The 13,435-nt window shown below is 68.6% G+C and carries 9 protein-coding genes, 1 tRNA gene and 1 pseudogene; 4 read left to right on the forward strand and 7 right to left on the reverse strand.

Features of this window, described 5'->3' with window-relative positions; all coding sequences use genetic code 11:
• Position 1 precedes the first annotated feature (1 nt).
• From FGL25_RS04595 to FGL25_RS04625, 7 genes are all read right to left on the reverse strand, one after another.
• Positions 2-1,288 (reverse strand): acetylornithine deacetylase/succinyl-diaminopimelate desuccinylase family protein, encoded by a 1,287-nt coding sequence (locus tag FGL25_RS04595; protein WP_138141071.1) that lies wholly within the window; start codon positions 1,286-1,288, stop codon positions 2-4.
• A 10-nt stretch (positions 1,289-1,298) separates the two neighbouring features.
• Positions 1,299-2,390, reverse strand: a complete 1,092-nt coding sequence (gene leuB / locus FGL25_RS04600) for a 3-isopropylmalate dehydrogenase (RefSeq protein ID WP_252970246.1) — start codon at positions 2,388-2,390, stop codon at positions 1,299-1,301.
• A gap of 4 nt (positions 2,391-2,394) precedes the next feature.
• Positions 2,395-3,159 carry a glucose 1-dehydrogenase gene (locus tag FGL25_RS04605; protein WP_138141073.1) on the reverse strand — a complete coding sequence of 255 codons (765 nt, stop codon included), beginning with the start codon at positions 3,157-3,159 and terminating at the stop codon, positions 2,395-2,397.
• A 17-nt stretch (positions 3,160-3,176) separates the two neighbouring features.
• Entirely contained in the window at positions 3,177-4,622 is a 1,446-nt protein-coding gene (locus FGL25_RS04610; RefSeq protein ID WP_138141074.1) for an aldehyde dehydrogenase family protein, read from the reverse strand.
• 173 nt (positions 4,623-4,795) lie between these two features.
• Entirely contained in the window at positions 4,796-5,287 is a 492-nt protein-coding gene (locus FGL25_RS04615) for a redoxin domain-containing protein (protein WP_088410021.1), read from the reverse strand.
• Between the two features lie 33 nt (positions 5,288-5,320).
• Positions 5,321-5,394, reverse strand: a tRNA-Cys gene (locus FGL25_RS04620).
• Positions 5,395-5,490: 96 nt separating this feature from the next.
• A complete protein-coding gene (locus FGL25_RS04625; RefSeq protein ID WP_138141075.1) occupies positions 5,491-6,918 on the reverse strand; it encodes an amino acid permease in 1,428 nt (475 codons plus the stop codon).
• 319 nt (positions 6,919-7,237) lie between these two features.
• Between FGL25_RS04625 and FGL25_RS04630 the strand changes: the two genes are divergently transcribed.
• The 4 genes and pseudogenes from FGL25_RS04630 to FGL25_RS17325 form a co-directional block, all read left to right on the forward strand.
• On the forward strand, positions 7,238-8,752 hold the full coding sequence (locus FGL25_RS04630; protein WP_046652007.1) for a hypothetical protein: 1,515 nt from the start codon (positions 7,238-7,240) through the stop codon (positions 8,750-8,752).
• A gap of 89 nt (positions 8,753-8,841) precedes the next feature.
• Positions 8,842-11,535: a TonB-dependent receptor domain-containing protein gene (locus FGL25_RS04635; RefSeq protein WP_138141076.1), complete on the forward strand. Its 2,694-nt coding sequence runs from the start codon at positions 8,842-8,844 to the stop codon at positions 11,533-11,535.
• A 402-nt stretch (positions 11,536-11,937) separates the two neighbouring features.
• Positions 11,938-12,606 (forward strand): type II secretion system protein N, encoded by a 669-nt coding sequence (locus FGL25_RS04640; RefSeq protein WP_252970025.1) that lies wholly within the window; start codon positions 11,938-11,940, stop codon positions 12,604-12,606.
• Positions 12,607-12,683: 77 nt separating this feature from the next.
• Positions 12,684-13,298: pseudogene (locus FGL25_RS17325) on the forward strand (secretin N-terminal domain-containing protein); the annotation flags it as partial.
• Positions 13,299-13,435: the final 137 nt, after the last annotated feature.

Consider the following 13,435-nt stretch of genomic DNA (forward strand, 5'->3'; position numbering starts at 1 on the left):
GTCAGCTCCGCTTGCGGGTCAGCAGATCATAGGCCGCCCTAGCCATGACCTTGGCTGAGTTGGTCATGTCGTCGATGCCCACCCATTCGTCCGGTTGGTGCGCCAGATCCAGCACGCCGGGGCCGTAGGCGATGCAGTCCTTCAGCTTGCCGATACGGTCGATGTGCTTCTGGTCATAGGTGCCGGGCGAACAGACGAACTGGGCCTTCTTGCCCAGCACCGTCTCGATGGCGGCGGCGGTCGTGCTGGCCACGGGGCCGTCGCGGTCGGCCATGCTGGGGGCCACCTGGAACAGGTCGCGCATCTCATAGCGGAAGCCGTGGCGCTGGGCCGCCAGCCCGTCGAGGATGGCCTTCACCTCGCCCTTCACGTCCTCCAGCGTCTCCTCGATCAGGAAGCGGCGGTCGATGACCATACGGCTGGAATCGGCGACGCAGGGCGCGGGCAGGCCGTCGAAGCCCTCGGCCTGACCGCCGTGGATGGAGTTGATGTTCATGGTCGACTGACGCGCGCCTTCAGGGACGACCGGCATGTCGGAATGGCGGGCGGCCATGGCGGGATAGAGCTTGCTCTCGAACTCTTCCATCACCGCGCCCATGTGGCGGATGGCCGAGTCGCCCAGGAATGGCATGGAGCCGTGGGCGATGCGGCCCTTGGTCTCGATCTCGGCCCACCAGACGCCGCGGTGACCGATGCAGACCCGGTCGACGTTCAGCGGCTCGGGGATGATGACGTGGTTGACGCGCGGCTCGGAAAACCAGCCGCGCTCGGCCAGATAGGCGACGCCGCCGTAGCCGCCGGACTCCTCGTCCACCGTGCCGGATATCTCCAGCGCGCCGGGCAGGGGCAGGCCGGAATCGATCAGGGCCTCGACCGCGATGATGGAGGCGGCCAGCCCGCCCTTCATGTCGCAGGCACCGCGACCGTAGACTTTGCCGTCCTTCACCTCGCCGCCGAAGGGATCGACGGTCCAGCCGGCGCCGACCTCGACCACGTCGATGTGGCTGTTGAAGTGGACGCAAGGCCCCGGTTCAGAGCCGGTCCAGCGGGCGATGACGTTGGTGCGCGGGTATTGGTCGCTGTCGCCCGGCGAGCCTTCGCCGCGCACATATTCGACGGTGAAACCGCGCGTCTTCAGCCGCTCGCCGATGTATTCGGCGCAGGGGCGATAGGCCTCGCCCGGCGGGTTGATGGTGGGGAAGCGGATCAGATCCTGGGTCAGGGCGACCAATTCGTCGGTGCGGCCGTCGATCAGGTCCATGACGGTCTGCAGGGTCGGGGCGCTCATCGGTGGAACCTCACTCGGCAGCCAAGGCGGCCAGAACCGCGTCGGTCATCTCAATGGTGGAAACGGCGGCGACGCCGGGGTGGGCGATATCCGGGGTGCGGACGCCGCTGGACACGACGTGCCGAACGGCGCGCTCAAGCCGGTCGGCCAGATCGGCGCGGTCGAACGACCAGCGCAGGCACAGGGCGAAGGACAGGATGGTCGCGATCGGGTTGGCGACGCCCTGTCCGGCGATATCGGGCGCCGAGCCGTGGATCGGTTCATACAGGCCCCGGCTGTTGCCGCCCTGCCCAAGCCCGGACAGGGAGGCCGAGGGCAGCAGGCCCAGCGAGCCGGTCAGGGCCGCCGCCGCGTCCGACAGGATGTCGCCGAACAGGTTGTCGGTGACGATGACGTCGAACTGGGCCGGGCGTCGCACCAACTGCATGGCGCAGTTGTCGGCGTACATGTGGCTCAACTCCACGTCGGGATAGTCGGAGGCGACCTCGCTCGCGACGGCCCGCCACAGGGCGCCGGTTTCCATGACGTTGGCCTTGTCCACCGAGCAGACGCTGCGCTGGCGGGTGCGAGCCAGCTCGAAGGCTGTGCGGCAGACGCGGGCGATCTCGGCCTCGGTATAGGCCTGGGTGTCATAGGCGCGGCGCTGGCCGTCGGGGCCGACCTCATTGGCGCGGGGCAGGCTGAAATAGACGCCTGCCGTCGCTTCGCGCACGATCAGGATGTCGAGGCCCCGGATCAACTCGGGCTTCAGCGCCGAGGCGTCCAGCAGTTCGTCGAAACAGACAGCGGGGCGCAGGTTGGCGTAGAGGTCCAGCGCCTGACGCAGGCGCAGGATGCCCATCTCGGGGCGCTGGGCGCGGGGCAGGTGGTCCCACTTCGGCCCGCCGACCGCGCCGAACAGGACGGCGTCGGAGGCCAGCGCCTGCTCGACCACGTCCTCGGCGATGGGCGCGCCGACGATGTCGATGCTGGCGCCGCCCGCCAATCCCTCGCTCAGTTCAATCCGCAGCCCGGCGTTCCGGGCCCAGTCGACGACGCGTAGGGTCTCGCGGATGATCTCCGGTCCGATGCCGTCGCCGGGCAGGACCAGCAGTTTGAACACACGGTCAGATGCAGCGGCCACCGTCGACCTCCAGCGCCACGCCCGTGATCATCGAGGCGTCGTCCGAACAGAGGAAGGCGGCGGCGGCGCCCATATCCTCGGGCGTCGAGAAGCGGCCGATGGGGATGGAGGCCAGGAACTTGGCCCGCACCTCGGGCGTGTCCTCGCCCATGAAGGTCTTCAGCAGGGGGGTGTCGCCCGCCACCGGGTTCAGCGCGTTCACCCGCACCTGGAAGGGCGCCAGTTCGACCGCCATGGCCCGCGTCGCCGTGATGACCCAGCCCTTTGAGGCGTTGTACCAGGTCAGGTTCGGGCGGGGGCTGACCCCGCCGGTCGAGGCGATGTTCAGAATGGCGCCGGACCCTTGCGCCTTCATCGCGGGGACGAAGGCCTTCGACATCAGATAGATGGAGCGCATGTTGACGGCGGCGATGCGGTCGAAGGCTTCGTCCGACAGTTCGTCCAGCGGTTGGGGCGTGTGGCCGACGCCCGCGTTGTTGACCACGATGTCGACGCCGCCCAGCAGGCGCTCAGCGGTTTCGGCCAGGGCGGCCACGTCAGCGGCGCTGGACACGTCGACCTTTACGCCCAGATCGGCGTCGCCCAGTTCAGCGGCCAGCGTGCGGGCGTCCTCGCCGTTCAGGTCGGCGACGATGACGCGGGCGCCTTCCTCGGCGAAGCGGCGCGCGATTCCGGCGCCGAAGCCGGAGGCCCCGCCCGTGACGATCGCTCGCTTGCCCTCCAGCCGCTTCGATCTGTTCCCCTCCAAGACGCTACTCCCTTGCGCTATCCGTGATGGGCCGCGACGGTCTTGAGGGTGGTGAAGGCGTAGAGCGCCTCGAACCCCTTCTCGCGACCGTGGCCCGATTTGCCGACGCCGCCGAAGGGCAGTTCGACCCCGCCTGCCGCGCCGTAGTTGTTGATGAAGACCTGTCCGGCGCGCAGCCGCTTCGCCAGCCGCATCTGCCGCCCGCCGTCGGCGGTCCAGACGCCCGCGACGAGGCCGTAATCGGTGCCGTTGGCGATGGCGACGGCGTCCTCCTCGGTGTCGAAGGGGATGACGACGACGGCGGGGCCGAAGATTTCCTGCTGCGCCAGCGGGTGGTCGGGCGCGACGTTTGCGAACAGGGTGGGTGCGACATAGGCGCCGCCGGACGGCAGGTCGGCCAGGGTCGCCTGCGCCACGATCAGGCCGTCGGCGCGGCCCTTTTCGATGAAGCTGTCGACCATGGCCTGCTGCTTCTTGGACACCAGCGGGCCGACATCGCGGTCGTCCATTGCGGGGCCGACGGTCAGGGCGGCGAAGCGTTCGGCCATGCGGCGCACGACCTCGTCATAGACGCCGCGCTGGACCAGGACGCGCGATCCGGCTGAGCAGGTCTGGCCTGCGTTCTGGACGCCCGCGTTGACGAGGAAGGGCAGGGCCTTGTCCAGATCGGCGTCGTCGAAGACCAGCTGGGGCGACTTGCCGCCCAGCTCCAGCGTCACCGGAACGGCGTTGAGCGCCGCCGCCTGCTGGATGGCCACGCCCACCCCGGTCGAGCCGGTGAAGGACAGGTGGTTGATCCCCGGATGCGCCGCCAGAGCCGCGCCCGCCTCGGCCCCCGTGCCGGTTACGACATTCAGCGCGCCTGCGGGCAGGCCGCAATCGGCGGCGATATGGGCGAAGGCGAGGGCGGTCAGCGACGCCTGCTCGGCGGGCTTCAGCACCACGGCGTTGCCGACGCACAGGGCCGCCACGACGGAGCGGCCGATGATCTGCATCGGATAGTTCCACGGGATGATGTGGCCCGTCACCCCGTGCGGCTCGCGCAGGGTGTAGACGGTGTAGCCGTCCTGGAAGGGAATGGTCTCGCCGTGCAGCTTGTCCGCCGCGCCCGCGTAGAATTCGAGGTAGCGGGCCAGGGCGATCACGTCGTTGCGGGCCTGCTTCAGCGGCTTGCCGACGTCGAGGGCTTCCAGTTCGGCCAGCATGTCGATGCGGGCTTCGACCTCGCGTCCCATGCGGGCCAGGATGCGGCCGCGCTCGACGGCGGTGGTCCGGCTCCAGTCTCCGCCGAAGGCGGCGCGCGCGGCGTAGACGGCCGCGTCCACGTCGGCGGCGGTTCCGGCGGCAAGCTGGCCCATGACCTCGCCGGTCGATGGGTTCTCGATCGGCAGGGTCGCTTCGCCCCCTGCGGGGCGCCAGACGCCGCCGATGAAGACCTTATCCGTGGAGAAGGGGGCGGCCATATCGTCTGCTCACTGTGAAGGCGATCCCCTCTGGTTCGCCGTCCAGGATAGTGGGCACGATAACGGATCAGGCGCCAAGCCCTTTATGGTTTTGGCCTAAGTCACTGATTTTGTGTTCTGGATGCTCAATAAAATGAGCATTTGACGCTGGGGCAAGCAGGCGGTGCAGCTTTTCACGCGACGGTTGCAGGCTCCAGCAGCAGGGCCATGATCTCGGCGCCCAGCATCATGTCCGCGACGGGGCCGAAGCGGCGCATCCGCATCCGGCCCAGCCGGTCGACCAGCACCAGACTGGGCGTGCCCTGAAGATTGAAGGCGGTCATGGTGCGCGGCGCGGTGGTGTCGGCCGAAGGCGCGTCGACGGCGACGGGGAAACGGCAACCGTGCTCGGCCAGCCATTGGGTCAGGCCCGCGCGGTCCGACTGCTGGTCGTGATGTTCGAACACGCTGTGGACGCCCAGAACGGCGACCTCGCCGGAGGTGAAGGTCTCGGCCACGCGCCGGGCCTGGGGCAGGGCGTAGTGGGAGCAGCCGGGGCAGAGGCGTTGCAGGAAGGCGATGCAGACGACCTTGCCGCGCAGGTCTTCCAGACGCACCGGGTCGAGCGTGTTCAGCCAGTCCACGGCGTCGATCGGGGGCGCGGGGCGATGCATGGGGCGACGCATGGGGGGCGGCTCCTGAACGGCAGGGCGCCCCGATGGAGGCCGGACCTGGAATCGAACCAGGCTGGACGGATATGCACTCCGCCGCGTAACCGCTCCGCCATCCGGCCATCGGGGCGAGGCGTCTGGATAGCAGGCGGCGCCGGGGACCGCCTGGGCCGGTTGCGGATTAGCGGGGGCGCCGGTCGCAGCGCCCCCTGTATGGATCAGTCGGCGACGGCCTGTTCGGCTTCCTTGGCCTCACGACGGGCGACGCTGAAGCGACGGCCGTAGAGCAGATAGGCGCCGACGCCGATGACGTTCCAGATCAGGAACCACGCTTGCGTCTTCTGCGGCAGGCTGGCCAGCAGATAGAGGCAGCCGGCGATGGCGATCGGGCCGATGACCCAGGCCAGCGGCGTGCGGAAGCCGCGCGGCAGGTCCGGCGAGCGACGGCGCAGGATCAGCATGCACAGCGCCACTGAGCTGAAGGCCACCAGCGTCCCGGCGTTGGCCAGGGCGACGATCTCGTCCAGCGGGAAGAACAGGGAGATGGTCCCCACCACGGCGGCGGTGAACAGGGTGATGCGCAGGGGCGCGCCCTTGGCCGAGAGCTGCGACAGGCCGCGCGGCAGCAGGCCGTCGCGCGCCATGACGAAGAAGATGCGGCTCTGGCCGTAGAAGAAGGCCAGGATGACGGTCGGCAGGGTCAGCACCGCCGTCACGGCCAGGAAGTGGGCGGCGCCGGGCTGGCCGATCTCGCGCAGGATCAGGGCCAGCGGTTCGGGGCTGTTGGCGAACAGGGTGAAGGAGGTCGCGCCCAGGGCCGCCGTGGCGATGACGGTGTAGATGGCCGCGCAGACCAGCATGGAGCCGATGATGCCGATGGCCAGGTCGCGCTTGGGATTGCGGGTTTCTTCGGCCGCAGTGGCGATGGCGTCGAAGCCGTAGAAGGCCGAGAAGATGATGGCCGCGGCGGCCATGATGCCGCGCTCGACCCCGTCCTCGCCCATGGTGCGGCCGAAGCCGTAGGGATTGAACGGCTCCAGATTGGCGGCGTTGAAGTGGGGCAGGGCGAACCAGACGAACAGCACCAGGGCCGACAGCTTCACGACCACCAGGGCCAGGTTCAGCGTGGCGCTCTTGCGGGTGCCGATGATCAGCATTCCGGCGATAACCAGGATGATGAACAGGGCCGGGACGTTGGCGACGCCGCCCGCGTGCGGTCCCTGCATCAAGGCCATGGGCAGGCCCAGCCAGTCGTGCAGCAGGGGCGCCGCATAGCCGGACCAACTGACGGCCACGGCGCTGACCACCAGGCTGTATTCCAGGATCAGGCTCCAGCCGATGATCCAGGCGACGACCTCGCCCAGGACCACGTAGTTGTAAGTGTAGGCGCTGCCCGAGGCGGGGATGGTCGAGGCCATTTCGGCATAGGCCAGGGCGGCGCAGGCGCAGACGAAACCCGCGATCAGGAAGGACAGCAGGACGGCCGGGCCGGCCTTGTCCGCGCCGATGCCGATCAGGGTCAGGATGCCGGTGCCGACGATGGCGCCCACGCCCATGGCCATCAGGTGCGGCCAGCTGAGACTGCGGGTCAGGCTGCGTTCCTGCGCGTTGACAGTGATGCGCTTACGCACGTTCCAGCCGCCCATTCGGTGTCTCGTCTTCTTGTGTGTCGGGACCGGCGGGAAGACCGGCGCGCTGTGTTGCGCCAGACGCGTCCTGGATACAAGCGTCACACGGACCTCGGCCGCGGCTTTGAGGCGCGGGAGGGCGAGGCGCTACCTCCGTCACCGGACATTTTGTCACTCAAGCGGCGACAAAACGGCAAGAAACCTAAGCCGATCCGTCATTGAAGCGCGCAAGCTTCGGAAACCGCAGTCGCTATCCATGCCGCCGAGGCAGGAGGGAAGCAGGGCCGTCCGTGACGGACAGGCCGCCCACTGTCGCATCTTTTGACCAGACCGGTGGATGACGATGAACAGCAGCTTCAAGACCATGCTCGCCGTGGCGGCCAGCGCGCTCGCCCTGGCGGCCTGCGGCGGCTCCGCCGAGGTGGCCTCGCCCGGCGAAGGCGACTTCGGCAATGGGAACGGCAACGGCAACGGCAATGGGAACGGCAATGGCGGCAACGGCCAGGCCGCGGCTGACTGCCCGACCGGCTTCGCCAACGTCGGCACCATGGCCAACGGCACGCTGCGCAACTGCCAGCTGCCGCAACAGATCAACGGCGCGCTGACCGTGCCGCTGCGCGCCGGCACCATCTACTCCATCTCGGGCCGCACGGCCGTCGGCACCGACGGCGGCGTCGACGCCTCGGCCAGCACGGGCACGCAGGGCATCCTGACGGTCGAAGCGGGCGTCACCATCTTCGCCTCGGGCGGCGGCGACTACCTGCTGGTGAACCGCGGCTCGCAGATCTACGCCGAAGGCACGGCCTCGCAGCCGATCGTCTTCACCAGCCGCCAGAACGTCGAAGGCGCGACGACCGAGAACTCGCACGGCCAGTGGGGCGGCATCGTCATCGCCGGCCGCGCGCCCCAGGCCAACTGCCAGCTGACCGCGCCGGTCACCTGCACCGGCCAGGTGGAAGGCACCAACGCCTTCTACGGCGGCGGCAACGTCAACGACAACTCGGGCCGTCTGCGCTACGTCCAGATCCGCTACTCGGGCTTTGAGATTTCGACCGGCAACGAGCTGCAGGCCCTGACCCTGGCCGGCGTCGGCGCGGGCACGACCATCGAATACGTCCAGTCCTACAACTCGTCGGACGACGGCATCGAAATCTTCGGCGGCAACGTCAACCTGAAGCGCATCGTCATCAACGGCGCCGACGACGACGCCTTCGACACCGACACCGGCTGGCGCGGCGGCGCCCAGTTCGGCATCGTGACCCAGCGCGCCCCGAACGCGACCAGCCGCTCGGCCGGTTTCGAGTTCTCGGCCGCCCCGGCCTCGACGCCGCTGGCCCAGCGCTACAACTCGCAACCCAAGATCGCCAACTGGACGATGGTGGGCCGCAACTCGCCGACCGACGCCCACACCGTCGCCCACTTCGACACGGGCACCAAGGCGACCGTGGTCAACTCGGTCTTCACCAGCGTGGCCGGCTCCAAGGCCGGTTGCCTGGATATCGCCGACGCCGACACCGCCAGCGTGAACCCGGTGTTCAACTCGGTCTTCATGTCGTGCGGGATTTCCTACCGTCCGAACAATGCGACGCGTTCGGAAACGGTCTTCAAGGCCGGTACGAACAACACGGCCAATGGGACGTCGACCCTGACGGCGCCGACCGCAGGCGTGACCATCGCCAACCAGTCGCTGACCTTCATCAACGGCGCCAACGAAGCCGCCGTGACTCCGTTCAAGGCTTCCAGCGTCCACGCCGCCTTCGTCGACACCGACTACATCGGCGCCGTGAAGAACGCCTCGGACACCTGGTGGCAGGGCTGGACCTGCGGCCTGACCGCCAACGCGAAGTGCTGATGAACCCTCTGGCGAGGCGGCGGTCCGAAAGGGCCGCCGCCGACCCTTTGAGCGTCCAGCCTCTCTCGACCTACGCAAGGCAGCCGAACATGAAGAACAAGACCCTGACCCGTAACGGGCTGCTGCTGGCCAGCAGCGCCCTGGTCGCCGCTTTCGGCGCGCCCAGCCTCGCGCTCGCCCAGGCGTCCGCTCCCGTCGCCGCCGTGGCTCTGAGCAATGAATTGCCCGCCGATCCGGAAAGCCCGGATCAGGTGTCGCAGACCCCGGCCACCCAGCTGGGCGACATCGTCGTCCTGGGCCGCAACATCCCGCAGCCGAACCGTCAGAGCGCCGAGGTGGCCGCTTTCCTGACGTCGGAAGACCTGCAACGCACCGGCGACTCCACCGCCGCCGCCGCCCTGACCCGCGTGACCGGCCTGTCGATCGTCGAAGGCCGCTTCGTCTATGTGCGCGGCCTGGGCGAGCGCTATTCCTCGGCCCTGCTGAACGGTTCGCCGCTGCCCAGCCCCGAGCCGCTGCAGCGCGTGGTGCCGCTGGACCTGTTCCCCTCCAGCATCCTGGCGGGCGTGACGGTTCAGAAGTCCTATTCCCCCAACTATCCGGGCGAGTTCGGCGGCGGGGTCATCGACCTGCGCACCGTGGACGCCCCGGCCGAGCCCTTCCTGACCTTCAAGGCGGGCGTCGGCGGCAACACCGAGACGACGGGCCGCGACAACCTGGTCTATTACGGCTCGGACACCGACTGGACCGGCTTCGACGACGAGACCCGCAAGATTCCGGGGCCGATCGACCTGGCCTTCCGCACCGGCAAGCAGATCAACATGGCCAACTTCTCGGCCGCCGAGCTGCAGCGGATGGGGCGCTCGATGGTCAATGCGCCGCTGCGTCTGATGCAGCGTCAGCAGACGCCGGTCGATGGCAGCCTGGAACTGGCGGGCGGGTTCCGCACCCCGACCGAGATCGGCGACCTGGGCGTCATCGCCGTGGCCGGCTACGATAACTCCTGGCGCACCCGTCAGGCGATCCAGGAAGAGGGCCAGTTCCAGGGCGACGACCTGGTGCCGGTCTCGACCTTCGACGTCGAGTCCAACCAGAACGACGTGCGCCTGAACTTCCTGGGCGGCCTGTCGCTGACGACTGACGATCATGAGGTGAAGTGGACCAACCTCTACGTCCGCACCACGACCAAGCGCGCCCGCACCTCGGCCGGGCCGGACTTCGACGCTGGCGGCAGCGTGATCCGCAACGACTACACCGAGTGGTTCGTGCGTCAGCTGTTCACCAGCCAGCTGGCGGGCGAGCACTACTTCGGCGCGGACGGCGAGTGGAAGCTGGACTGGCGCGCGGCCTACGCCAAGACCTCGCGCGACGCTCCCTATGAATCGCGCTTCCAGTACGGCGTCGACGCCCAGGACCGCTTGATCCACAACGTCCAGGGCAACCAGATCTCGTTCAGCGAGCTGGACGACGAAATCTGGTCCGGCGGCGTGGACCTGGCCTACAAGCTGCCGATGGCGGCGGGCCGCGAGGCGACCATCAGCGTCGGCGCCTCGACCCTGGACAACACCCGCTCGGCCGAACGTCACGACCTGCAGTTCGAGGCCGTCAACGGCCTGACCGACAGCCAGCGCCGGGCGCGGATCGACTATCTGTTCTCGGACTACAACATCAATCCGTGGACCCTGCAGCTGCGCGAGATCGCCGGTTCGAACGGCGCCAACGCCTATGATGCGGAGATGAAGGTCAACGCCGTCTACGCCATGGTCGACGCCGAGTTCGTGCCGACCGTGCGCACCACCTTCGGCGTCCGCTTCGAGGACGGCCAGCAGAGCGTGACCCCGCGCGACCTGTTCGGCGGAACGCCCGCCTATGAGGCGACGGAGATCGAAGAGCAGTACTGGCTGCCGTCGTTCACCGCGACGTGGAACTTCACCGAGGATCAACAACTGCGCTTCGGCGCGTCCAAGACCATCGGCCGTCCGCAGTTCCGCGAACTGGCGCCCCAGGCCTACACCGACCCGGAAAGCGATCGCGTCTTCATCGGCAACCCATATCTGACGGACACCGAGATCCTGAACCTGGACGCGCGCTGGGAATGGTATTTCGGCCGTCAGCAGTTCGTCACGGCGGGCGTCTTCTACAAGAAGCTGGACAAGCCGGTCGAAGCCGTGATCGTCGATGTCGGCAACCAGCGCCAGCAGACCTTCCTGAACGCGCCGGAAGCGACCGTCATGGGCGTCGAGGCCGAGGTGAAGAAATACTTCGAGTTCGCCGATCAGGCGGCCTTCATCTCCAACAAGCGCTGGCTGGTGCAGGCTAACTACACCTGGTCGGACTCCGAGGTTTCGGTCGGCGAGGGCGACACCGTCATCACCCTGGGCGGCGGCGGCCGTCCCGAACAGGCGTCCTTCTTCATCCAGGACGGCAGCCGCATGCAGGGGCAGTCCGAGCACGTCGCCAACCTGCAACTGGGTTGGGAAGACGACACGGCCCGCTCGCAGGCGACCTTCATCCTGAACTATGTCTCGGAGCGGACCACCGCGCGCGGCGCGGGCGTCGGCACGGCGCGCGAGCCGGACTATGTGCAGGAGCCGGGCGCCTTCCTCGACTTCGTCTATCGCAAGGACTTCACCGTGAAGGGCCGCGACCTGGGCTTCGCCCTGGAGCTGCGCAACCTGCTCGGGACGGACTTCGAGGAGTACCAGGAGAAGGGCAACAAGATCCGCATCAACCAGTACGATCTGGGCCAGAGCGCCTCGGTCAGCCTGACGGCGCGTTTCTAAGCGCAGACTGAGCCTGATCTTGAGCCGGGAGGTCTAGCGGCCTCCCGGCTTTTTTATCCCTCTCCTGTTGAGAGAGGGTGAATGTTTCGCGTCATATCGTCTGAACCCGCCGCATCTGTCGTGACAACTTCTCGGCGCTGTCATGGTTCGGAGCGAGCCGGGTACGGAGCATCCGCCTAGGGAGGCGTTGCGGCCGCGAGAGGCCGTTGGGGATGTCTTCCTTGCTCGCTGGCCTTCGCAAACTGAGCGCCGTTTCGTGGGGCAAGGGCGGCCTGTCCCTTGGCCGCCTGTCCCTTCGTCGTCCGCCGTTGCGGCGCGTGGTCGAGGCGGCGCTGATCCTGCTTCTTCTGGTGCAGACCGGGGCGGCTGGTCTGGCTGTTCGCGGCGCCGACGCCGCAAGCGATGCATGCGCGGCCTCTGCCGGCGGTCGACCTGGGCGTGCTGTCGCGCTTCGACGCCTTCTTCCGTAACGGCGGAGGCGGGGCCGAGGCGGCGTCGTCGGACGGCGGCGGCCTGAGCCTGTTCGGCGTGCGCGCGGATGGTGCGGGCGGCGGCTCGGCCATCATCGGTCTGGCGGACGGACGCCAGGTCTCGGTCGGCGCGGGCGAGGAGGTGGAGCCGGGGCTGACCCTGAGCGCCGTCGCCCCCGACCACGTCATGCTGTCGCGTGGCGGCGCGCCGTTCCGTCTCGATTTTCCCGACATGACGTCCGGCGCAGCCTCTGTTGCGCCCGCGACGACGGCGCAACCCGCCGTCTCTGCGCCTGAACCGGCCCCGGCCGAAGGCGTGGTGGTCGATCCTCAACGTCTGATCGCCCAGGCGGGGCTGCGGCCGCGCATTCAGGGCTTGGGGATCAAGGGGCTGACCGTGTCCGCCTCGGGCGACGGGGGCGAGCTGCGCAATGCAGGCCTGCGCTCAGGCGACGTCATCCTGTCGGTCAACGGCACGGCCCTGAACAGCCCGCAGGCGCTTGCCGCCCTGCGCGGCCAGTTGGCCGACGCCCCCTCGGCCCAGATCCAGTTCGAGCGCGACGGTCAGGTCCGCTCCACCACCGTAAGGACGCGCCCATGAAGGCCCGTAACCGCTCTCTGTTGACCGGCGTGCTGGCCGCTGTTCTGGCGGTCCAGCCGCTGGCCGCCGCGCCGGTGATGGCGCAGGAATCGCGCCAGACGCTGAATGTCCAGAACGCCGACATCCGCGCCTTCGTGCAGGATGTGGCGCGCACGACGGGGCGCACCTTCATCGTCGATCCGGCGGTGACGGGCACAGTGACGGTGTCCAGCCCGCGCGCCCTGACCCGGGCTCAGCTGTTCGAGGTCTTCCTGTCGACGCTGCGGGCCAATGGTCTGGTGGTGACGCCGACGTCGTCGGGCGCCTATCGCATCAGTCCGGCGCAGGGCGCGGCGCAGGGCCCGGCCACCGTCGGCGCCGAGCGGTTCTCGACCGAGGTCTTCACCCTTCGCCACATCGACGCCGCCTCGGCAGCCGAGACGATCCGGCCTCTGGTCGGGGCGCAAGGGCAGGTGCTGGCCAACCCCGGCGCCAACAGCGTGGTGGTGGCCGACTTCGCCGACAACCTGTCGCGCATCCGGGCGCTGGTCGGCCGCATCGACGTGGACCGTTCGGCCTATGAGGTGGTGGCGCTGGAGAACGCCTCGGCGCGCGAGATCGCGGGCGTGCTGCAACAGGTGACGGGCGGTCCCGGCGGGCCGGGACTGGTGACGATCACCCCGGTCGAAAGCTCCAATGCGCTGGTGCTGCGCGGGGACGGGCAGGCGCTGTCGCGGGTGCGCGGCCTGATCGCCGATCTGGACGGGCGGGCGCGGGCCAGTCAGGACGTCAACGTCGTCTTCCTGGAGCACGCCGACGCCGAGCAGCTTCTGCCGGTCCTGCAACAGAT

The sequence above is a fragment of the Brevundimonas vancanneytii genome (genome assembly GCF_901421975.1).
Taxonomy (GTDB): Bacteria; Pseudomonadota; Alphaproteobacteria; order Caulobacterales; family Caulobacteraceae; genus Brevundimonas; species Brevundimonas diminuta.

Bases quoted from the DNA above. Each gene is read 5' to 3' on its own strand.
- FGL25_RS04595 (WP_138141071.1), bottom strand. From the start codon at position 1,288: ATGAGCGCCCCGACCCTGCAGACCGTCATGGACCTGATCGACGGCCGC.
- FGL25_RS04610 (WP_138141074.1), bottom strand. From the start codon at position 4,622: ATGGCCGCCCCCTTCTCCACGGATAAGGTCTTCATCGGCGGCGTCTGG.
- FGL25_RS04615 (WP_088410021.1), bottom strand. From the start codon at position 5,287: ATGCGTCGCCCCATGCATCGCCCCGCGCCCCCGATCGACGCCGTGGAC.
- FGL25_RS04625 (WP_138141075.1), bottom strand. From the start codon at position 6,918: ATGGGCGGCTGGAACGTGCGTAAGCGCATCACTGTCAACGCGCAGGAA.
- FGL25_RS04630 (WP_046652007.1), top strand. From the start codon at position 7,238: ATGACGATGAACAGCAGCTTCAAGACCATGCTCGCCGTGGCGGCCAGC.
- FGL25_RS04635 (WP_138141076.1), top strand. From the start codon at position 8,842: ATGAAGAACAAGACCCTGACCCGTAACGGGCTGCTGCTGGCCAGCAGC.
- FGL25_RS04640 (WP_252970025.1), top strand. From the start codon at position 11,938: ATGCATGCGCGGCCTCTGCCGGCGGTCGACCTGGGCGTGCTGTCGCGC.